At 71.1% G+C, this 19,637-nt stretch carries 16 protein-coding genes and 2 pseudogenes; 7 read left to right on the top strand and 11 right to left on the bottom strand.

Features of this window, described 5'->3' with window-relative positions:
* Positions 1–306 precede the first annotated feature (306 nt).
* The gene (locus WG923_RS30080) at positions 307–1,647 is read right to left on the bottom strand and encodes a TAXI family TRAP transporter solute-binding subunit (protein ID WP_340354725.1); all 1,341 of its coding nucleotides are present in this window, start codon (positions 1,645–1,647) and stop codon (positions 307–309) included.
* Positions 1,644–2,621: a P1 family peptidase gene (locus WG923_RS30075; protein WP_340354724.1), complete on the bottom strand. Its 978-nt coding sequence runs from the start codon at positions 2,619–2,621 to the stop codon at positions 1,644–1,646. The genes WG923_RS30080 and WG923_RS30075 overlap by 4 nt, the downstream gene beginning before the upstream one ends.
* 102 nt (positions 2,622–2,723) lie before the next feature.
* On the opposite strand from WG923_RS30075, the gene glgP reads away from it, so the two are divergent.
* Positions 2,724–4,418 (top strand): alpha-glucan family phosphorylase, encoded by a 1,695-nt coding sequence (glgP, locus tag WG923_RS30070; RefSeq protein ID WP_340354723.1) that lies wholly within the window; start codon positions 2,724–2,726, stop codon positions 4,416–4,418.
* A 1-nt stretch (position 4,419) separates the two neighbouring features.
* On the opposite strand, the gene WG923_RS30065 is transcribed toward glgP, so the two are convergent.
* Positions 4,420–4,758 (bottom strand): four-helix bundle copper-binding protein, encoded by a 339-nt coding sequence (locus WG923_RS30065; protein WP_340354722.1) that lies wholly within the window; start codon positions 4,756–4,758, stop codon positions 4,420–4,422.
* A 158-nt stretch (positions 4,759–4,916) separates the two neighbouring features.
* Here WG923_RS30065 and WG923_RS30060 point away from each other — a divergent pair, with 158 nt between their 5' ends.
* Both WG923_RS30060 and WG923_RS30055 read left to right on the top strand, forming a co-directional pair.
* Complete coding sequence (locus WG923_RS30060) at positions 4,917–6,272, top strand: MBL fold metallo-hydrolase (RefSeq protein WP_340354721.1); 1,356 nt, start codon at positions 4,917–4,919, stop codon at positions 6,270–6,272.
* Positions 6,273–6,292: 20 nt separating this feature from the next.
* Positions 6,293–7,861, top strand: a complete 1,569-nt coding sequence (locus tag WG923_RS30055; protein ID WP_340354720.1) for an ABC1 kinase family protein — start codon at positions 6,293–6,295, stop codon at positions 7,859–7,861.
* Between the two features lie 9 nt (positions 7,862–7,870).
* On the opposite strand, the gene WG923_RS30050 is transcribed toward WG923_RS30055, so the two are convergent.
* The 6 genes and pseudogenes from WG923_RS30050 to WG923_RS30030 form a co-directional block, all read right to left on the bottom strand.
* Positions 7,871–8,200 (bottom strand): copper-binding protein, encoded by a 330-nt coding sequence (locus tag WG923_RS30050; RefSeq protein WP_340354719.1) that lies wholly within the window; start codon positions 8,198–8,200, stop codon positions 7,871–7,873.
* Between the two features lie 218 nt (positions 8,201–8,418).
* A complete protein-coding gene (locus WG923_RS30045) occupies positions 8,419–11,595 on the bottom strand; it encodes an efflux RND transporter permease subunit (RefSeq protein WP_340354718.1) in 3,177 nt (1,058 codons plus the stop codon).
* Between the two features lie 8 nt (positions 11,596–11,603).
* Positions 11,604–13,220, bottom strand: coding sequence for an efflux RND transporter periplasmic adaptor subunit (locus WG923_RS30040; RefSeq protein ID WP_340354717.1), 1,617 nt, complete (start codon positions 13,218–13,220; stop codon positions 11,604–11,606).
* A pseudogene (locus WG923_RS30465) lies at positions 13,217–13,726 on the bottom strand (TolC family protein); the annotation flags it as partial. The gene WG923_RS30040 and the pseudogene WG923_RS30465, both read right to left, overlap by 4 nt.
* A gap of 117 nt (positions 13,727–13,843) precedes the next feature.
* Positions 13,844–14,497: pseudogene (locus WG923_RS30460) on the bottom strand (TolC family protein); the annotation flags it as partial.
* Between the two features lie 87 nt (positions 14,498–14,584).
* Positions 14,585–14,920 carry a hypothetical protein gene (locus WG923_RS30030; protein WP_340354715.1) on the bottom strand — a complete coding sequence of 112 codons (336 nt, stop codon included), beginning with the start codon at positions 14,918–14,920 and terminating at the stop codon, positions 14,585–14,587.
* Positions 14,921–15,050: 130 nt separating this feature from the next.
* Here WG923_RS30030 and WG923_RS30025 point away from each other — a divergent pair, with 130 nt between their 5' ends.
* The gene (locus WG923_RS30025; protein ID WP_340354714.1) at positions 15,051–15,995 is read left to right on the top strand and encodes an L-lactate dehydrogenase; all 945 of its coding nucleotides are present in this window, start codon (positions 15,051–15,053) and stop codon (positions 15,993–15,995) included.
* Between the two features lies 1 nt (position 15,996).
* Here the strand turns inward: WG923_RS30025 and WG923_RS30020 are convergent, their stop codons facing one another.
* Positions 15,997–16,464, bottom strand: coding sequence for a DUF411 domain-containing protein (locus tag WG923_RS30020; RefSeq protein WP_340354713.1), 468 nt, complete (start codon positions 16,462–16,464; stop codon positions 15,997–15,999).
* Between the two features lie 244 nt (positions 16,465–16,708).
* On the opposite strand from WG923_RS30020, the gene WG923_RS30015 reads away from it, so the two are divergent.
* Entirely contained in the window at positions 16,709–16,996 is a 288-nt protein-coding gene (locus WG923_RS30015) for a hypothetical protein (RefSeq protein ID WP_340354712.1), read from the top strand.
* A gap of 5 nt (positions 16,997–17,001) precedes the next feature.
* Here WG923_RS30015 and WG923_RS30010 read toward each other — a convergent pair whose 3' ends face one another.
* On the bottom strand, positions 17,002–17,658 hold the full coding sequence (locus WG923_RS30010) for a cation transporter (RefSeq protein WP_340354711.1): 657 nt from the start codon (positions 17,656–17,658) through the stop codon (positions 17,002–17,004).
* A gap of 60 nt (positions 17,659–17,718) precedes the next feature.
* On the opposite strand from WG923_RS30010, the gene WG923_RS30005 reads away from it, so the two are divergent.
* The gene (locus WG923_RS30005) at positions 17,719–18,792 is read left to right on the top strand and encodes an EamA family transporter (protein ID WP_340354710.1); all 1,074 of its coding nucleotides are present in this window, start codon (positions 17,719–17,721) and stop codon (positions 18,790–18,792) included.
* A gap of 15 nt (positions 18,793–18,807) precedes the next feature.
* Entirely contained in the window at positions 18,808–19,152 is a 345-nt protein-coding gene (locus WG923_RS30000; RefSeq protein WP_340354709.1) for a DOPA 4,5-dioxygenase family protein, read from the top strand.
* The last annotated feature ends 485 nt before the right edge of the window (positions 19,153–19,637 follow it).

The following is a 19,637-nucleotide window of genomic DNA, read 5'->3' as shown; positions in this document are numbered from 1 at the left end:
GGTCACGCCCTGGTCCTCCCCCGCGCGGATGCGAGCGCACTGTCCCTCGGTGAGCTCGCCTCGAGGTCGGCGACGGCGCCAAGCGAAGCCGCACTGTTGCAATCGACACGCTGCAGGACCAGTCCGTGGCTGTCCGGCTCAGCGACATTAAGGAGGAGGCGCGGGCGCAATGCCAGCACGGGCAACGGTTCTCATCCGCGCCGGGGGACAGTCGCTGAGACGGACAGCCACGGACTGGTCCGGCCCGAGTTGCGCGAACGCCCACCGGACACGGCTCCCGGCGGTGGCCGGGCGGAGATCAACCCATCATGCCGCGCCCACCGGCTCCTGCAGCGCCTTGCGCCTGACGACATCGATGTTGTTGCGCAGCGCATAGAGCTCGTCGGCGTACGAGAGCGGCACCGTGATGCGGCCGACGCGGTCGTCCAGCGCGTCGAGCTCGCGCACCACCTCGACGGCGTTGCGCGGCTCGGCATGCAGGCGGTTCTCGATGTCGCGCAGCTGCCCGTACCAGCGGAACACCCGCGAGCGGATGCGGAACTGGTAAAGCGGCGGCACGATGCGCGACAGCGGCAGCAGCACGGCCAGGATGATGCCCAGCGCGAGCCACATGCGCTCGATGAGGTTGGCCAGCCAGAACGGCAGCCAGCGCTGCAGGAAAGGCTGGCCGCTGCGGATCGTGCGCTCGGCCTCGCGCGACACCGGGTACTCGGTGCGCTCGATGTTCGGGAAGCTGCCCGCGCGGTTGAACCAGCCGGCCGGGCCGTGCAGGTCGCGCGCCGCCTGCGCGAACAGCTGCAGCAAGGCGGGGTGCGTGGACTCGCGCGCCAGCAGCGACGTCGTGGTGGCGACGAGGCGCGCGTCCTGCGGCGGCAGGTCGTGCGCCAGGTCGACGATGCCGCGCGGCAGCACCACCGGGGTGAGGAAGGGCATGCGGCGCGAATAGGCCTCGCTCTGCGTGAAGTCCATCAGCTTGACGCTCGGCGTCTGCAGCAGCATCTGCACCATCAGCGATTCCGGCGCGGAGGCGAACACGATCGCGTCGAGTTCGCCGGCCAGGAAGCCCATCGCCGCCGCCGTCTGGTCCAGCCGCGTGACCTTCATCTTCGCCAGGTCCATGCCGTTGGCCTCGAGCAGCCGGCGCATGATGCCCGGCGCCCCGCTGCCGCGCGCGCCGATGTTCACGCGCAGGTCCTGCAGCTGCGTCAGCGAGTTCAGCGCGCCGCCAGGGATCTTCTTCGCCGCCTCCTCGCGGTAGAACAGCCAGACCGGCTCCACGAACAGGCTGCCGAGCGAGACGATGCCGCTTTCCTCGTTCGCATTGCGCTCGCTGCTGCCGCCCTGCACGAATCCGAGGTCCGCCTTGCCGGCGCGCAGCAGGCGCAGGTTGGCGGGCGAGCCCTCGCTGGGCACCAGCACCACCTCGATGCCGTAGGCCTTGAGCGCCTTCTGGTAGCGCTTGCCGAATTCGTCGTAGGCGCTCTGGGCCGGGCCGGTGGCCAGCGTCACCCGCTTGGGCGGGTTCGGGTCCAGCCACCAGTACGCCAGCACCAGCAGGCCGACCGCCAGCAGCGCGATCGGCCCGGCGGAGATCAGCAGGTCGCGGATGGACACCAGCGTGTAGCGCAAGACACGCACCGCCTTCATGCGAGTTCGCCGCAGGCGGGCAGCTGCAGGCCGTCGACGGTGATGCCGCGCGCGGCGCGCACCGCACGCACCACGGCCAGCGTGCAGGCCTCGGCGGCCATGGTGGCGAGCGTCACCATGCCCGGGCTGCGGCCGCTCTCGCCGGTGCCGAGCGCGAACAGCGTATCGCCGTCGAACACCGTGTGCGCCGGATTGATCGCGCGCGCCAGCCCGTCGTGGCCGACGGTGGCCAGGCGCGCGGCCTGGGCCTTGGTGATCACCGCATCGGTGGCGATGACGCCGATCGTGGTGTTGGTGCCGGCGATCACCGGGCGCGGCACTTCCCCGCGCAGCAGCGCGCGCCGGGTGTCGAACAGGTGCAGGCCGTCGGCGCTGCGCGCGCCGGCGAGCAGTTCGCCCGTTTCGGGATCGAGCACGTCGCCCAGCGCGTTGCAGGCGACGATCGCACCGACCGTCACGCCGTCGACCGTGACCGAAGCGGAGCCTATGCCGCCCTTCATCCCGCGCTGCAGGCCGAACACCTTGCCCACCACGGCACCGGCGCCGGCGCCGACGTTGCCCTCCTGCGGCGCGGTGCGCGCCGCGGCCTGGCAGGCGGCGTAGCCGGCGGCGGCATCCGGGCGGATGCGGTGGTCGCCCAGCGGCAGGTCGAACAGCACCGCGGCAGGCACGATGGGCACGCGGGCGGGGCCGACCTCCAGGCCGATGCCCTGTTCGTCGAGCCAGCGCATGACGCCGCTCGCGGCGTCCAGGCCCCACGCGCTGCCGCCCGCCAGCAGCACCGCGTGCACGCGTTCCACGGTGTTGGCGGGATGCAGCAGGTCGGTCTCGCGGGTACCGGGCGCGGCGCCGCGCACGTCCACGCCGGCGACCGCGCTGCCGCGCGCCAGCACCACGGTGCAGCCGGTGGGCCGGCGCGGATCGGTGAAGTGGCCGACCGCTATGCCCGCCACTTCCGTGATGGATGAAATCATGGGGCAATTATGGTCGGGGCGCGGCACTGCTCGGCAGGGGGAAGCGGCATCCGCACAACGCCCGAGCCCCCGCCGGGGGCAACCGAACTACCATCCGGTGCCATGAGCCCGACACGAACAACTCTACCGGTCATCGCCTACTTCTCGATGGAGATCGCGCTCGAGGAGGGCATTCCCACGTACAGCGGCGGCCTCGGCGTGCTGGCGGGCGACATGATGCGCAGCGCGGCCGACCTGGGCGTGCCGATGGTGGGCGTGACCCTCGCCAGCCGGGCCGGCTACTTCCGCCAGGAGATCCAGGACGGCGCGCAGGTCGAGCGGCCCGAGCACTGGGACCCGGCCCTGCGCTGCCGCCGCCTGCCCTACAAGGTGGTGGTGCGCGTGGGCAACCGCGACGTGTGGCTGGGCGCGTGGCAGTACGACGTGCCCTCGGCGCGGCGCGCCCCGATGGGCGTGCCCGTGATCCTGCTGGACACGGACCTGCCGGAGAACAACGAGGAAGACCGCACGCTCACGCACTGGCTGTACGGCGGCGACACCACCTACCGGCTGCGCCAGGAGATCGTGCTGGGCGTGGGCGGCGTGCGCATGCTGCGCACCCTGGGCCTGAAGGTGCAGAAGTACCACCTGAACGAGGGCCACTCGGCGCTGCTGACGCTGGAGCTGCTGCGCGAACTCGGCGCCGCCGAAGCCAGCGGGCCCCTGCTGGACGAGGCGATCCAGGAAGTGCGCCGCCACTGCGTGTTCACGACCCACACGCCGGTCGAAGCCGGCCACGACCGCTACGCCTATCCGCTGGCGGAGCAGTGGCTCGGCGGCCTGGTCGACCCACGCATCCTGCGCGCGCTCGGCGGCCCCGAGCGCCTGAACATGACCCGGCTGGCGCTGGCCACCTGCGGCTGGGTGAACGGCGTGGCGGGCCGCCATGCGGAAACCTCGCGCGCCCTGTTCCCGGGCTACGAGGTGCACGCGATCACCAACGGCGTGCACGCGCAGCGCTGGACCTCGGATCCGTTCCAGGGCCTGTACGACCGCTACATCCCCCAGTGGGTGCATGAGCCGGAGCTGCTGGTGCGGGCGCTGCGCATCCCGCAGGAGGAGATCGCGGCGGCGCACCACCAGGCCAAGCAGGCGCTGCTCGAATCGGTGGCAGGGCTGGAGGGCGGCTCGCGCCTCGATCCGGCGCGCTTCACCATCGGCTTCGCGCGCCGCATGACGGACTACAAGCGTCCCGGCCTGCTGTTCTCCGACCTGGAGCGCATGCGCTCGATCGCGCGGCGCTTCCCCTTCCAGGTGATCGTCGCCGGCAAGGCGCACCCGCACGACCAGCCCGGGCACCGGCACATCGAGCAGCTGCACCTGTGGGCCCGGGAGCTGGCCGCCACCATTCCCGTCGTCTTCGTCCCCGACTACCGGCTCGAGGTGGCCCGCCGCATGGTCGCGGGCGTGGACCTGTGGCTGAACACGCCGCAGCCGCCGCTCGAAGCCTCGGGCACCAGCGGCATGAAGGCGGCGCTCAATGGCGTGCCCAGCCTCAGCGTGCTGGATGGCTGGTGGATCGAAGGTTGGGAAGAGGGCATCACCGGCTGGGCGATCGGCATCGACGGCGGCGACCAGGAAGCCCACCGCCACGCGGCCTCGCTGTACGAGAAGCTGGAGCACACCGTGCTGCCCACCTTCTACGAGCAGGGCCCGGTGTGGTCCATGATCATGAAGTCGGCCATCGCGCGCAACGGCTCGTACTTCAACAGCCACCGGATGATCCGGCGCTACGCCTCCGAGGCGTACTGGGGCTGATTCAGCCGGCGACCGCGAGGCAGGCCCGGGCGCAGCGGCGGCAGGCTTCCGCGCATTGCTGGCAGTGGTCGGCGTCGTGCTCGGCGCACTCGTCGGCACAGGCCTCGCAGACGTCCGCGCACACGCGGCACACGGGCGGCACGTGGTCGCTGCCGCCCGCCATGAAGGACAGCGCCAGCTGGCACACCTGCGCGCAGTCGGTGTCCAGCGCGATGCAGCGCACCAGGTGCTGCACGTGCGCCTCCTGCAGGCAGCAGGCGGCGCAGTGGTTGCACGCCACGATGCAGGCGTGGCAGGCGGCGATGCACTCCTGGTAGTCCTCGTACTTCTCGTGTGACATGGCGCTCTCCTTGCGCGCAGTCTAGGGGCAGGAATCTCTTCCATGCGTGTGCGATTCCGCCTCGCCCGGCGGCTGGCGGCGCCCGGCCTGCAGCCTGCTTGACAAGCGTCAAGCCCCCGACCGGCCGTGCGGGCCAATCTGTCGAGGAGAGACCACCCATGCGCCTGACCTTCCTCGGTGCCGCCGGCACGGTGACCGGCTCCAAGTACCTGCTCGAGCACGACGGACGACGCGTGCTGGTCGACTGCGGCCTGTTCCAGGGCCTCAAGCAGCTGCGCCTGCGCAACTGGGATGTGCTGCCCGTGGCGGCCCGCGACGTGCACGCCGTGGTGCTCACGCACGCCCACATCGACCACAGCGGCTACCTGCCGGCACTGGCGAAGCAGGGCTTCCACGGCCCCGTCTTCTGCACCGCGGCCAGCGCCGAACTGGCGGCGCTGCTGCTGCCCGACTCCGGCCACCTGCAGGAGGAAGACGCGCTCTATGCCAACCGGCACGGCTTCTCCAAGCACCACCCGGCCCTGCCGCTGTACACCGAGCAGGACGCGCGGGCCGTGCTGCACCTGCTGCAGCCGCAGGGATTCGGCGCGGCCTTCGAGCCCGTGCCCGGGCTCGAGGTGCGCTTCAGTCCGGCCGGCCACATCCTCGGGGCGGCCAGCGTCCACGTCGCCTGGGACGGCGGCTCGGTGCTCTTTTCCGGCGACCTCGGGCGCGACGACGACACCGTGATGCGCGCCCCGGCCGCCCCGCCGGCCGCCGACTACGTGGTGATGGAGTCGACCTACGGCGACCGGGAGCACCCGAAGGAGGACGTGGCCTCGGTGCTGGCCGAGACCGTCCAGCGCACGGCGGCGCGCGGCGGCATCGTGGTGGTGCCGGCGTTCGCCGTCGGGCGCGCGCAGGCGCTGCTGTACCTGCTGGGGCAGCTGCGGCGCGCCGGCCGCATCCCGGATCTTCCGGTGTTCCTGAACAGCCCGATGGCGGCGGACGTCACGCAGATCTACCACCGCCACCGCGGCGAGCACCGGCTCGACGCGCAGCAATGCCAGGCCATGTGCCAGACCGCGCGCGTGATCAACAGCGTGGAGGAGTCGCGCAAGCTCAACGAGCTGCGCTTCCCCGCCGTGATCGTCTCCGCCAGCGGCATGGCCACCGGCGGCCGCGTGGTGCACCACCTCAAGGCCTTCGCGCCGGACCGCCGCAACACCATCCTGCTGGCCGGCTACCAGGCGGCGGGCACGCGCGGCGCGGCGCTGGTGGCGGGCGCGCGCGAGATCAAGATCCACGGCGCCTACGTTCCGGTGCGCGCGGAGGTCGTGAGCCTGGGCTCGCTGTCGGCCCACGCGGACCGCGAGGAACTGCTGGCGTGGGCGGGGCGGCTGCCGCGCGGGCCGAAGCGCCTGTTCATCACCCACGGGGAGCCGGTCGCCGCCGACAGCCTGCGCCTGGCCCTGGAGGAGCGCCACCGCTGGTCCTGCACCGTGGCGGAACACCTGCAGGCGGTGACCCTGTGATGACGGGGGGCTGAAGCGCGATGCACATCACCGCGCGCCTGCTTCGCATCAACCTTGCCCTGTGGGGCCAGTTCCTGTGGTGGGCCACGGTGCAGCTCGGGCTGCGCCGGCCCCGCGTCTCGCCCGCGCACAGGCTCGCGTGCCTGCTGGAGCGCCTGGGCACCACCTTCGTCAAGCTGGGGCAGGGCGTGAGCCTGCACCGGGAGTTCCTGCCCGACGAATACGTGGCGGAGCTGCAGCGGCTGCAGGACCACGTCGAACCCTTCGATCCCGCCGTGGCCCGGCGCGAGGTGGAGCGCTCGCTCGGGCCGATCGAGCAGGTCTTCGCCTCCTTCGAGGAGCAGCCTTTCGCCGCCGGTTCGATCGCGCAGGTGCACCACGCCACGATGCCCGACGGCCGCGCCGTGGTGGTCAAGATCCGCCGCCCGGGCATCCGCCGCACCATCGAGCAGGACGTCCGCATCCTGCGCTGGTTCATCCGCAGCGTGCTGTGGCTGATGCCTTCCGCGCGCCGCCTGCGCCCCTACGACCTGGTGGACGAACTGGCGCGCAACCTGGCGCACGAGATCGACTTCCGGCAGGAGGCGATGAACAACCAGCGCTTCGGCGAGATCTTCCGCGGCTCGCTGGAGATCACCGTGCCGGCGGTGATCGACGGCCTCTACACCGAATGGGTCATGGTGCAGGAGATGGTGCCGGGCCGCCGCATCGACGATCCGGCGCTGGCCGCGCAGGGGCCGCGCCTGGCCCGCGCGCTGGTCGAGGCCTACCTGTGGATGTTCTTCCACGAGGGCGTGTTCCACGCCGATCCGCACCCGGGCAACCTGATCGTGCGCGAGGACGGCCGCATCTGCCTGCATGATTTCGGCCTGGTCGGCTTCCTGGACCGCGGCACGCGCCTGAACCTCGTCGCCTTCATGCTGGCCTTCGCGCAGCAGGACGCCGACTGGGTGCTCGATGCCTTCCTGGATCTCGGCGTGCTGGCCGGCCACATCGACCGCCAGCACCTGCGCATGGGGCAGGAGGAGATCATCCGCGACTACGCCCGGCGGCCGCTGGGCGAATGGTCCTTCGGCGAGGTGTTCATGCGCGTCACGCGCATGGGGCACGGGCACAGCATGCGCATGCCGCACCACCTGCTGGTGCTGATGCGGGCGATGTTCCTGATGGAAGCCAACGTGCGCCGGCTCGACCCGGGGTTCAACCTGGTGCAGGGCCTGTTCACGCGCGCCGGCGCCGTGCTGCAGGAAGCCGAAGCCGGCAACCCGGTGGTGCCGGTCGACCGGCTCAAGTTCGAGTCGCTGCTGCTCGCGCGCCAGGCGCCGCGCAGCCTCGGGCGCATGGTGCACGAACTGCGCGAGCTGGCGCAGGGCTTCGAGGCGCGGACCTGGCGCGACGAGCGGGCCCGTTCGCGCACCGATCCGTCGCGCCGGCTGGCCGCCGCGGTGGCGGCGCTGGGGCTCTACGTGGCCTCGGCCTGGCTGCTGGTGCAGCACCCGGGGCTCGAGGCGCTGGGGCTGCCGGTGCTGCCCACGGTGGGCTTCGCCTTCGCGGCGCTGCTCACCTGGTCCTGCGTGCGCAAGGAGTGAGCCGCGGGCTTACTTCGCCGCCTCGATGTGCGTGACGATCAGCGCGCCCTTGTCGGACTCGGCGCGGAAGCGCACCTTGTCGCCGGCCTTGAGGTTCTTCAACTGCTCCGGCTTGGTCGCGCGGAACACCATGGTCATGGCGTCCATGTCCAGGTTGGCGATGCGCTCGTGCTTGATCGTGACCTTGGCGCCGGCGGTGTCGATCTTGCGGACTTCGCCGGCGGTCATGGCGGTGGCCGCAGCGGCGGCGGGTTGCTTGGCGGCTTCACCGGCCGCCCAGGCGCCGGACATGGCGGCGAGCGACAGGGCGGCGGCGAGGAAATGGATTCGGTTCTTCATGGGGGGCCCCTCGGATTCGGATTCGTTGAACTTTAAACGGATGGCGCCTTCGGAGCGCCGACGCAGGATGGATCCGATTGTCGGATATCAGTTCCGATCCATTTTCGCGGCTGGTGCCAGGGCGCTGTCGGAGCGAAGCCAAACTGCTGCATGCAGCCGGGTTTCGGCCAGCAGGTGAGTGGTGTTCGGCGACAGCAGTCGGAGTCCCGTGGAGCCGCCTATTCCGCAGCCGCCAGCGCCGGCGCCGGCGCCGTGGCCGCCTGGCGCAACTGCCGCCGCAGCTCCCATTCCTTGACAAGGCCGTAGATGGCGGGAATGACCACGAGCGTGAGGACCGTCGACGAGATCATCCCGCCCACCATGGGCGCCGCGATGCGGCTCATCACCTCGGAGCCGGTGCCCGTGCCCCACATGATCGGCAGCAGGCCGGCCATGATCGCCACCACCGTCATCATCTTGGGCCGCACGCGTTCGACGGCGCCTTCCATGATCGCGCCGTAGAGGTCGGCGACCCGCGGGGTGCGCGCCTCCATCGCGCAGTTCGCGCGCACCTCGCTCCAGGCGTTGTCCAGGTAGATCAGCATCACGACGCCGGTCTCGGCCGCCACGCCTGCCAGCGCGATGAAGCCCACGGCGACCGCGACCGACAGGTTGTAGCCCAGCATCCACATCAGCCACACGCCGCCCACCAGCGAGAAGGGCACGGAGAGCATCACGATCAGCGTTTCGGTCAGGCGCCGGAAGTTCAGGTACAGCAGCATGAAGATCGTCAGCAGCGTGATCGGCACCACGATCTTCATGCGCTCGATGGCGCGTTCCATGTACTCGAACTGGCCGCTCCAGGTGGCGTAGTAGCCGGGCGGGAACTTCACCTGCTCGGCCACCGCCTTGCGCGCCTCGGCCACGTAGGAGCCGATATCGCGGTCGCGGATGTCGACGAAGATGTAGGCGGACAGCAGCGCGTTCTCCGTGCGGATGCCGGGCGTGCCGCGCGCGACCTCCACGCGTGCCACCTGGCCGAGCGGGATCATGTTGCGGCCGTCCATGGTGGGCACCAGCACCTCGCGCTCGATGCGCTGCGGGGTGGAGCGCAGGTCGCGCGGATAGCGCACCGTGACGCCATAGCGTTCGCGCCCTTCCACCGTGGTGGTGACCATGTCGCCGCCCAGCGCGGTGCCGATCACCTCCAGCAGTTCGCCCACCGACAGGCCGTAGCGCGCGAGCTGCGCCCGGTCCGGCTCGATGTTCAGGTAGGAGCCGCCGGTGATGCGCTCGGCGAACGCCGACGTGGTGCCGGGCACCGTCTTGACCACGCTCTCGATCTGCTTGGCGACGTTCTCCATCTCCGCCAGGTCCTTGCCGAAGACCTTGATGCCGATCGGCGTGCGGATGCCGGTGGACAGCATGTCGATGCGGGCCTTGATCGGCATGGTCCACGCGTTCGACACGCCCGGGAACTGCAGGGCCTTGTCCAGTTCGGCGATCAGCTTGTCGGTGGTCATGCCCGGCCGCCATTCGGATTCGGGCTTGAGGTTGACCACGGTCTCGAACATCTCCACCGGCGCGGGGTCGGTGGCCGTCGCCGCGCGGCCGGCCTTGCCGTAGACGGAGGCGACCTCGGGGAAGCTCTTGATGATCTTGTCCTGCGTCTGCAGCAGTTCGGCGGCCTTGGTGATGGACATGCCGGGCAGCGAGGAAGGCATGTACAGCAGCGTGCCTTCGTTGAGCGTGGGCATGAACTCGGTGCCCAGGCGCAGGGCCGGATAGAGCGTGGCGCCCATCACCAGCAGCGCCGCCACGATGGTCATCTTCTTCCAGCGCATCACGCCGGAGATGACGGGACGGTAGATCCAGATCAGGAAGCGGTTCACCGGGTTCTTCGCCTCCGGCAGGATGCGCCCGCGGATGAACAGCATCATCAGCACCGGCACCAGCGTCACCGACAGCAGCGCGGCGCCCGCCATCGAGAAGGTCTTGGTGTAGGCCAGCGGCGAGAACAGGCGGCCCTCCTGCGATTCCAGCGTGAACACCGGCAGGAAGGAGACGGTGATGATCAGGAGCGAGAAGAACAGCGCAGGTCCCACCTCCATGCAGGCCTCCAGCATGGCGGCCGCGCGCTGCGCCGCCGTGTGCCTGGGGGGCAGCCGCTCCAGGTGCTTGTGCGCGTTCTCGATCATCACGATCGCCGCATCCACCATCGCGCCGATGGCGATGGCGATGCCGCCCAGGCTCATGAGGTTGGAGTTCATGCCCAGCAGCCGCATCGCGATGAAGGCGATCAGCACGCCGACCGGCAGCATCAGGATGGCCACCAGCGCCGAGCGCACGTGCAGCAGGAAGACGATGCAGACCGCCGCCACGATCAGGCTTTCCTCCAGCAGCGTGCGCTTGAGGGTGTCGATCGCGCGGTAGATCAGGTCCGAGCGGTCGTACACCGACTGGATGGTCACGCCGGCGGGCAGGCCGGAGGAGATCTCTGCCACCTTTTCCTTGAGGTTGCGGATCACCTCCAGCGCGTTGGCGCCGTAGCGCGCCATGGCGATGCCGGAGACGACTTCGCCCTCGCCGTTGAGTTCGGCGATGCCGCGGCGCTCGTCGGGGGCGAGCTCGACGCGCGCGATGTCGCGGATCAGCACGGCGGTGCCGCCTTCCGTCTTCACCGCGAGCTGCTCGATGTCGGCCGGGCCGCGCAGGTAGCCCTTGCCCCGCACCATGTACTCGGTCTCGGCCATCTCCACCACGCGCCCGCCGACGTCGCGGTTGGAGTCGCGGATCACCTGCGTGACCTTGGACAGCGGGATGCCGTAGCTGCGCAGCTTGGCAGGATCGACCGTGACCTGGTAGGTCTGCACGAAGCCGCCGATGGACGCGACTTCGGCGACGCCGTGCGCCTTGGTGAGCTGGTAGCGGATGAACCAGTCCTGGATGCTGCGCAGTTCCGCCAGCGTGCGGTCCCTGGCCAGCACCACGTACTGGTACACCCAGCCCACGCCGGTGGCGTCCGGCCCGAGCTGCGGCGACACGCCCTTGGGCATGCGGCCGGAGGCGAAGTTCAGGTATTCCAGCACCCGGCTGCGGGCCCAGTAGATGTCGGTGCCGTCCTCGAAGATGATGTAGACGAAGGAGGCGCCGAAGAACGAGAAGCCGCGCACCACCTTCGACTTGGGCACGGCGAGCATCGCCGTGGTGAGCGGGTAGGTGACCTGGTCCTCCACCACCTGCGGCGCCTGGCCCGGGTACTCGGTGTAGACGATGACCTGCACATCCGACAGGTCGGGCAGGGCGTCCAGCGGCGTCTTCAGCACCGCGTACATGCCCCCCAGCACCACGAACAGCGTGGCGAGCAGCACCAGGAAGGGATTGCGCCCCGACCAGACAATGATCCTGGACAGCATGGGCGCTCCTAGCGGTGCACGTGACCAGCGGCGGCGGGCGTGATCGAGGTGATCACCCATTCGCCCCGGCCCCGCTCCACGAATTCGAAATCGACCTTGTCGCCGGGCTTCACGGCCCGCAGCAGGCCGTCGTTGGCCACCTTGAACTCCATGGTCATGGCGGGCCACTTCAGCGTGGCGATCGGTCCGTGGTTCAGGCTGATCGTGCCGGCCTTCGCGTCGAACTCGTCGACCGTGCCCTGGCCCTTGTGGCCGGCGGCCGCCGGTGCCGCGGGCGCGCCCGCTGCTGCCGGTGCGGCGGAAGATGCCGCGCCCAGCGCCGGCGTGCCGTGCCCCTGGTGGCCGCCGAGCGAATGCACCGCCGCCTTCAGGTTGCTTTCGGCATCGATCAGGAAGTTGGCCGCGACGACCACCTGCTCGCCTTCGCGCACGCCCTCGAGCACCTGCACGAAGGCATCGCCGCGGGCGCCCAGCTTCACCTCGCGCGGGTCGAAGCGGCCTTCGCCCACCTGCACCAGCACCACGCTGCGCGTGCCGCTGTCGATCACCGCGGAGTCGGGCACGGTGAGCACCGGCCGCGCATTGCCGGCGGCCAGTTCCACCTGCGCGAACATCGCCGGCTTGAGCAGCTGCCCGGGGTTGGGCAGCTCGATGCGCACGGGCACCGTGCGCGTCTCGGCCTTCATCGTGGGGTACACGTAGGTCACGGTGCCGGGGAAGGTGCGCTCGGGGTAGGCGTTGATGCGCACCATCGCCCGGGTACCGGGCCGCATCGCGGCGATGTCCTGCTCGAAGACGTCGGCGATGACCCAGACCGAGCCGAGGTCCGTCACCTGGTACAGCATCTCGCCGGGCATGAAGCGCATGCCCTGCACCGCCTTCTTGTCGGTGACGATGCCGCCCACCGGCGAGCGGAAGGTGACGGTGCGGCGGACCTCGCCGCTGCGCGCCAGGGCGTCGACCTGCTCGGCCGGGATGTCCCAGTTGCGCAGGCGCGCCAGGCTCGACTCGGCCAGCTGCTTCATGCCGCCGGCGGCATCGCTGCCGGCGCCCGAGAGCGCCCGCATGCCCTGCACCGCGATCGCGTATTCGCGCTGCGCCGAGACCAGCTCGGGGCTGTAGACCTCGAACAGGGCCTGGCCGCGCGCCACCGGCTGGCCTGTGGCGTTGACGTGCAGGCGCTCGACGTAGCCTTCGAACTTGGCCGTCACCGTGTACACGCGGCGTTCATCGGGCTCGACCCGGCCGCTCGCCCGCACCAGGCGCGCCAGCGGCCGCATGGCCACCGCCTCGACGCGCACGCCGAGCTTCTGCACCTTGTCGGCGCTCATGCGCACCTGGCCCGCGGGGGCCGCGCCGCGGTCCTGGTCCTCGCCCTCGTAGACCGGGATGTAGTCCATGCCCATCTGGTCCTTCTTCGGCGTGGGCGAGGTGTCCGGCAGCCCCATCGGGTTGCGGTAGTAGAGGACCTTGCGCGGCGCAGGGGCGGAGGCCACGGGGCCGGCCGCGCTGGCCTGGGTGGAGCCGGCCGCGCCCGCTTGCTGGCGCGCCTCCCACCAGCGGCCGCCGGCGATGCCGGCCACGGCCATGGCGACGACCAGGGGGATGACGATGGTGTTCTTCACAGCGGTTCTCCCAGGGTCCGTTCGATCTCGGCGATGCGCATCTGCTGCTCCACCTGCACCTTGATCAGGTCCAGCCGCGACTTGCGCGTCTGGCGCTGCGCTTCCAGCAGGGTGGCGAAATCGACCTTGCCGTTCTCGTAGGCGGCCACGGCCGATTGCAGCACCAGCTCGGACTGCGGCAGCTGCCGGGTGGCGATGAGGACCTCGCTGCGGCGCGCCGCATCGAGCGCCGAGAGCTGTTCCTCCAGGTCGGAGGCGGCCTGGACGGCTGCCGCCTCGGCCCGCGCGCGCGCGGCCTCGACCATCGCGGCGGCCTCGCTTTCCTGCGCGCGGCGCACGCCCTGCTGCAGGGGGATGTTCACTTCCACCATCAGGCCCCAGGTCGTGATGCGCGAACCCGTCTGGCTGGGGGAGATGCCGACGGTGAAGTCCGGATAGCGGTTGCGCAGCGCCAGCTCGCGGTTGGCCTGCGCCGCCTGCAGGCGGGCCGCCTCGGTGCGCAGGGTGGCGTTGCCCGTGCGCATGCGCTCGGCGAGCACCTGCGGCTCGAGCGCCGCGGCGGCCACCGAGGGCAGCTCGCGCGGCTCGGCCAGCGTGGCCGCGGGGGCGCGCCCCAGCAGCGCATTGAGGCGCGCGCGCTGCTGCCGCTTGTCGTTGGCGACGCCTATCAGTTCACCGCGGATCGCGGTCTGTTCGAGCTGGGCGCGGATCGCATCCTGCTGGGGCACCAGGCCGCCGGCGTAGCGGCTTTGCGCCACCTGCTCCAGTCGGGTGACGAGCTCCAGCAGTTCGCCGGTGATGCGCTCGTTCTGCGCCGCCAGGTAGTACTGGGCGAAGGCGGTGCGCAGCTTCATCACCTGTTCGGCCCAGGTCGCGCCGGCGCGCGCCTCGGCCTGGCGGGCATCGGCCGCGGCGGCTTCGCGCTTGAGCCCCCGCTTGCCGGACCACGGGATCATCTGCATCAGCGTGTACTTGGTCTCGCCGACCTTCGACGGCAGCAGGTTGAAGCCGGCGTCGTTGCCGTAGTTGTTCACGTTCATCAGCTCGACCCGCAAGACGGGGTCGGGCAGGGCGCCGGCGGGCTGCACCCGCTGCGCGGCCGCCTGCGCTTCGCGCTGCATGGCGGCGAGTTCGGGGTTGTGCTGGCGGGCGTAGTGCAGCAGCGAGGGCAGGTCGGCGCCGGGCGCGTCGGCCTGCGCCGCCGCCCAGGCGGGCGCGGCCAGCAGGATCGCGAGGGTGCTCGCGCGCAGCCAGTGGCGGCTGCAGGAGGAAGGCATGTGGATCTCCGGAGACCAGGACGCGGCACAGGCCGCGGGGCGGCACGGCCCTGGGGCCACGCCGCGGTGCGTGCGGACACGCAGGCGCTACAGCGCCAGCCTCAGGAAGAAGATCGGGATGTCGTGGCCGCCGCCGGGATCGGGCGGCGCGGCCGGCCAGGCGCGGGCCCCGTCGGCAGGCATCCAGGCCAGCAGCGGAAGGAGGACGGGCCCCGGCAGCGGCACTGCAAGCTGCGCGGCCTGCACGTGGACGGCGGGCGGTTCGCTCCAGGCCTCGATCGCCCTCATTTCCGGACAGCACTGGTCGCAATCGAGGTACACCTTGGAGGTGCACGCGTGCGCGAAGGCGGCGCCGGTCGCGAACAGCCACACCAGCAGCACGAGGGCTGCGAAGCGGGGGAGCCGTTGGCGGAGGGTGGACATGGGGGCGGAAACCGGTTGCAGGCCATGATAAGGGGGCGCCGCAGCCCTGCCGCTTGACTCACGTCAACTGCCCCCCCGCGCGTTGCGCGGACGTCATAGCATGCGCATTGACTTCGCCAGGAGGATCCGCGTGACGAACGATGCAAGCAAGGTGGCGGTGGTCGGCGCCGGCCGCGTCGGCAGCACCTTTGCCTATACGCTGGCCGCCTCCGGCCTGGTGCGCGAGATCGTGGTGGCCGATGCCGACCTGGCCCGCGCCGAGGGCGAGGCGATGGACATCGCGCAGTCGGTGCCCTTCCACCGCCCGGTGCGCGTGCGGGCCGGCAGCCTGCGCGACGCGGCCGGCGCGGCGGTGACGGTGATCACGGCCGGCGCGGCGCAGCGGCCGGGCGAGCCGCGCACGGCGCTGGTGCAGCGCAACGTCGAGGTGCTGCGCGGCATCCTCGACGAAGTGGTGGCCGCCAATCCCGACGGGCTGCTGCTGATCGCGACCAATCCCGTCGATGCGCTCACCTGCGCGGCGCTGAGGATGTCGGGGCTGCCGCCCGGGCGCGTGATCGGCTCGGGGACGGTGCTCGACTCCGCGCGCCTGCGGGCCGAGCTGGCGGCGCACTATGGAGTCGATGCGCGCAACGTGCATGCGTACGTGCTGGGCGAGCACGGCGACAGCGAATTCGTCGCCTGGTCCACCGCGACCGTCGGCAACATGAAGCTGGAGGATTACTGCGCCGCGACGCACACCTCCTGCGCGCCCGAGGAGATGGAGAAGATCGGCGAGCGCGTGCGCCGCGCCGCCTACGAGATCATCCAGCGCAAGGGCGCCACCAACTTCGCCATCGCCGCGGCGCTCACGCGCATCATCGAGGCGATCCTGCGCGACGAGCAGTCGGTGCTGACCGTCTCGACGCTGGTGCAGGGCGAGTACGGCCTGCAGGACGTGTGCCTGAGCCTGCCGGCGATCGTGGGCCGCGGCGGCGTGCAGCGGGTGCTGCAGGTGCCGCTGGCCGTCGGCGAGGTGGCGGCCCTGCGGCGCTCGGCGGATGCGATCCGCGGCGTCGCGCAGGGCGTGGCGTGAATCAGGCCCTGCGGTAGGAGGCGTAGACCTTCGTCGCGCCGCCCCTGGCGACGAGCAGCACGTCGTACGGGTCCTTGCGGCCCTGGTACACGGGGTCGTCCATGCCGGGGGAGCCGACGGGCATGCCGGGCACGGCGAGGCCGACGGCCTGCGGCCTTTCCTTGAGCAGGCGGCGGATCTCGCGCGCGGGCACGTGGCCCTCGATGGCATAGCCGCCGACCAGGCCCGTGTGGCAGGAGGCCAGCTTCTCGGGCAGGCCCATCTTCGCGCGCATGGCGTCGTTGCCGCCGCTGGTGAGCTTCACCGCGAAGCCGTTGGCCTTCAGGTGCTTCACCCAGTCCTCGCAGCAGCCGCACTCGGGCGCTTTCCAGACCTCGACCAGCACCCGGGGTTCCGGCTGGGCCAGCGAGGCGAGGGGCAGGGCTGCCAGGGCGGCCAGCAGGCTGCGGCGGGTGGGGTTCTCGTTCATCGGATGCCTTCTTGCTCGTGGGGGGCGCGTCCTCGTGGACGACCCGGCGTTGGAAAGGGCCCGCGCGGCGGAGTTCCGCGGCACACTCGCCCTGGATGCGAACGCCGGCCCGGGATGGACGCAGGACAAATCCTACAGTCGATCCGGAAGATGCTGACAGGGCCTTATCGCTGGGCTTCCTACAGTGGGAGCTTCCGCCGGCAGCGCGCCGGCATCATCAACGACTCACACCGAGAGAGGACCCATGAACGCCGAAACCTCCACCCAGAATCCGTTCCCGACCAGCGCCGAGAGTTCCGGCAGCAGCGCGAGCGGCCTCAACGGCGAAGCGACCCGCGTGCGCCGCATGGCCCAGAGCCTGCACGAGGCCGTGGACACGCTCGAGCAGAAGATCGGCACCAGCAGCGAGCGCGTGATGGGCCTGCAGGAGGAATACGGCACGATGGCGCGCGAACAGGTTCGCGCCAATCCGCTGGCCGCCCTGGGCGTGGCCTTCGCCGCCGGCTTCATCGTGGCGCGCATCCTGCGCTGAGCGCCTCAGGCCCCGTTCGAAACCAGCTCCCGCCGCGCCTGGCGCACCACGCTCAGGCCGGCGGAGAGCGCCAGCCCCGCCATCACCGTCGCGACCAGCAGGTCGGGCCAGCGGGTGCCGGTGCCGAAGACTCCCGCCGCCGCCAGCAGCACCGCCACGTTGCCGATCGCATCGTTGCGCGTGCACAGCCACACGCTGCGCATGTTGGCGTCGCCCTCCCGATACGCATACAGCAGCACCGCGACGCCGACGTTCGTCGCCAGCGCCAGGGCGCCGACCACGCCCATGGTGAGCGGTTCGGGCGCCGCGCCGTGCAGCGCGGCCCAGAACGCGCGGGCCAGGACGACGGCGCCGAACAGGATCATGGTGCCGGCCTTGAACACGGCCACGCGCGCCCGCGCGACGATGCCCATCGCCAGGACGGCCACCGACAGCCCGTAATTGACGGCATCGCTGAAGAAATCGATCGCATCGGCCAGCAGGGACACCGAACCGGTGCTCACCCCCGCCGCGATCTCGACGACGAACATGAGCGCGTTGGCGACCAGCGCGATCCAGAGGACGCGGCGGTACCCGGGCGGCACCGGCCCTTCCGGCAGGTCGTGGCGGTGGCCGTGGCCGTGGTCGTGGCCGTGATGAGGGTCGTGGTGGTGCAGCGACATGGATGGGCGGGATTGTGGGCCCTGCCGCCGCGTCACCGCGCCGGCTAGCATCCCGCCAGCATGCCATCCGATCCTGCCATCGCGCGCTGGCGCCATCCCGGCATCGCCGCCAGCCTGGCCGCCGCGCTGCTGTTCGGCGCGGCCGCGCCCCTGGCGAAACTGCTGCTGGACGAGGTCAGCCCGTGGCTGCTCGCCGCGCTGCTGTACCTCGGCTCCGGGCTCGGGCTGGCGCTCTGGCGCAGGCTGCGCGGCCAGCCCGCGGTGCGGCTGGCGCCGGGTGAAGCCCGCTGGCTGGCGGGCGCCGTGATGGCGGGGGGCGTGGCCGGGCCCGTGCTGCTGATGCTGGGACTCGCCGGGCTGCCGGCGTCGCAGGCCTCGCTGCTGCTCAATGGCGAAGGCGTCTTCACCGCCTTGCTGGCCTGGTTCGCCTTCCGCGAGAACGTCGACCGCCGCGTGGCGCTCGGAATGGGTGCGATCGTGGCCGGCGGCGTGGTGCTGGCCTGGCCCGGGGAGGGCAGCAGCGGCGGCTCGGCGCGCTCCGCCCTGCTCGTGCTGGCGGCGTGCCTCGCCTGGGCCGTGGACAACAACCTCACGCGCAAGGTGTCGCTGGCCGACGCGACGTGGATCGCCATGGTCAAGGGCCTCGCCGCCGGCACGACCAACCTCGTGCTCGCGCTCGCGCTCGGCGCGAGCTGGCCGCCCCTGCCGGTCGTGGGCGCCGCGGGCCTGCTCGGCCTCGTCAGCTATGGCGTGAGCCTCGTGCTGTTCGTGGTGGGACTGCGTGCGCTGGGCACCGCCCGCACCGGTGCCTACTTTTCCGTGGCGCCCTTCTTCGGCACGCTGCTGGCCGTGCTGCTGCTGGATGACGCGCTGAACTGGCAGCTCGGCGCGGCGGCCGCGCTGATGGCGGCCGGCGTGTGGCTGCACCTGACGGAGCGCCACGAACACCGGCATGCCCACGTGCCCATGGACCATGTGCACGAACACGTGCATGGCGCGGGCGACGAGCACCACGAGCACGCGCACGTCCCGCCGGTGCCGCCGGGCACGCGGCACAGCCACCTGCACCACCACGAGCCGCTCGTGCATTCGCATCCGCACTATCCGGACGCGCACCATCGGCACGGGCATTGAGGCCAGAATCGCGCGATGGCACGAGCCCCCGAAAACGTTCATCGCGCGTACCACGCGCACGTGTACTTCGATGCGGCCACGGTGGCACAGGCGCGCGCCTTGTGCGAGGAGGCGGGGCGGCTGTTCAAGGTCGCGGTCGGGCGCGTGCACGAAAAGAACGTGGGACCGCATCCGCGCTGGAGCTGCCAGCTGGCGTTTTCGGCGTCGGAGTTCGATCGGGTGGTTCCTTGGCTGGAGTCGCATCGGAATGGGCTCGATGTGCTCGTGCACGGCTTGAGCGGGGATGCGGTGCGGGACCACACGGAGTTCGCGTACTGGCTCGGGAATGAGTGGCCGCTGGATCTCGGCGCCTTGGGCTGACTCCTCTCCCTCTCGCGCTTGCGGGAGAGGGTTGGGGTGAGGGCGACTTCCGGGGGGGCGTCGCGGCAGGTGGTGCGCGGTGCGGGACCGCGACCGAGCCGCCGAAAGCGGCGTAGTCGTGCGAATGCACGTACGGTGCAGGTCCGGCGGCTTCGCGCGCCGGACTTCCCCGAAAAATCGGGCCCGCCGCCGCCCCGCATAACTCGCTTCGCGATTGCATGCTGCGCATGCAATCGCTCCGCTCGGACAGAAGCCGGGAGTATGAAACGTACGGAGGCTCACATCGCTTCGCTGTGTAGCCTCCTGCGGCGGCGGGCCCGATTTTTCGGGCAGCACCAACGCGGTCCCGCACCGCGCACCACCTGCCGCGACGTTAAGCCGTGCAGGGGACCTCCGCTCCTCCCCGTCGTTCCCGCGCAGGCGGGAACCCGGAGCGCGAAGCGCCGGATGGCCGGCCACCGCACGGTGATCGTCGCGCCAAAGAA

The organism is Ramlibacter sp. AN1133 (assembly GCF_037890035.1).
In the GTDB taxonomy this organism is placed as follows: Bacteria; Pseudomonadota; Gammaproteobacteria; order Burkholderiales; family Burkholderiaceae_C; genus Ramlibacter.
The sequence above is the reverse complement of the archived record's forward strand: the minus strand, read 5'-3'. Positions and strand labels throughout refer to the sequence as shown.

Excerpts from the sequence above, each read along its gene's own strand:
- WG923_RS30020 (WP_340354713.1), bottom strand. The coding sequence starts at position 16,464 with ATGAACGAGAACCCCACCCGCCGCAGCCTGCTGGCCGCCCTGGCAGCC.
- WG923_RS30015 (WP_340354712.1), top strand. The coding sequence starts at position 16,709 with ATGAACGCCGAAACCTCCACCCAGAATCCGTTCCCGACCAGCGCCGAG.
- WG923_RS30045 (WP_340354718.1), bottom strand. The coding sequence starts at position 11,595 with ATGCTGTCCAGGATCATTGTCTGGTCGGGGCGCAATCCCTTCCTGGTG.
- WG923_RS30000 (WP_340354709.1), top strand. The coding sequence starts at position 18,808 with ATGGCACGAGCCCCCGAAAACGTTCATCGCGCGTACCACGCGCACGTG.
- WG923_RS30075 (WP_340354724.1), bottom strand. The coding sequence starts at position 2,621 with ATGATTTCATCCATCACGGAAGTGGCGGGCATAGCGGTCGGCCACTTC.
- WG923_RS30005 (WP_340354710.1), top strand. The coding sequence starts at position 17,719 with ATGCCATCCGATCCTGCCATCGCGCGCTGGCGCCATCCCGGCATCGCC.
- WG923_RS30010 (WP_340354711.1), bottom strand. The coding sequence starts at position 17,658 with ATGTCGCTGCACCACCACGACCCTCATCACGGCCACGACCACGGCCAC.
- WG923_RS30060 (WP_340354721.1), top strand. The coding sequence starts at position 4,917 with ATGCGCCTGACCTTCCTCGGTGCCGCCGGCACGGTGACCGGCTCCAAG.
- WG923_RS30030 (WP_340354715.1), bottom strand. The coding sequence starts at position 14,920 with ATGTCCACCCTCCGCCAACGGCTCCCCCGCTTCGCAGCCCTCGTGCTG.
- glgP (WP_340354723.1), top strand. The coding sequence starts at position 2,724 with ATGAGCCCGACACGAACAACTCTACCGGTCATCGCCTACTTCTCGATG.
- WG923_RS30080 (WP_340354725.1), bottom strand. The coding sequence starts at position 1,647 with ATGAAGGCGGTGCGTGTCTTGCGCTACACGCTGGTGTCCATCCGCGAC.
- WG923_RS30065 (WP_340354722.1), bottom strand. The coding sequence starts at position 4,758 with ATGTCACACGAGAAGTACGAGGACTACCAGGAGTGCATCGCCGCCTGC.
- WG923_RS30055 (WP_340354720.1), top strand. The coding sequence starts at position 6,293 with ATGCACATCACCGCGCGCCTGCTTCGCATCAACCTTGCCCTGTGGGGC.
- WG923_RS30050 (WP_340354719.1), bottom strand. The coding sequence starts at position 8,200 with ATGAAGAACCGAATCCATTTCCTCGCCGCCGCCCTGTCGCTCGCCGCC.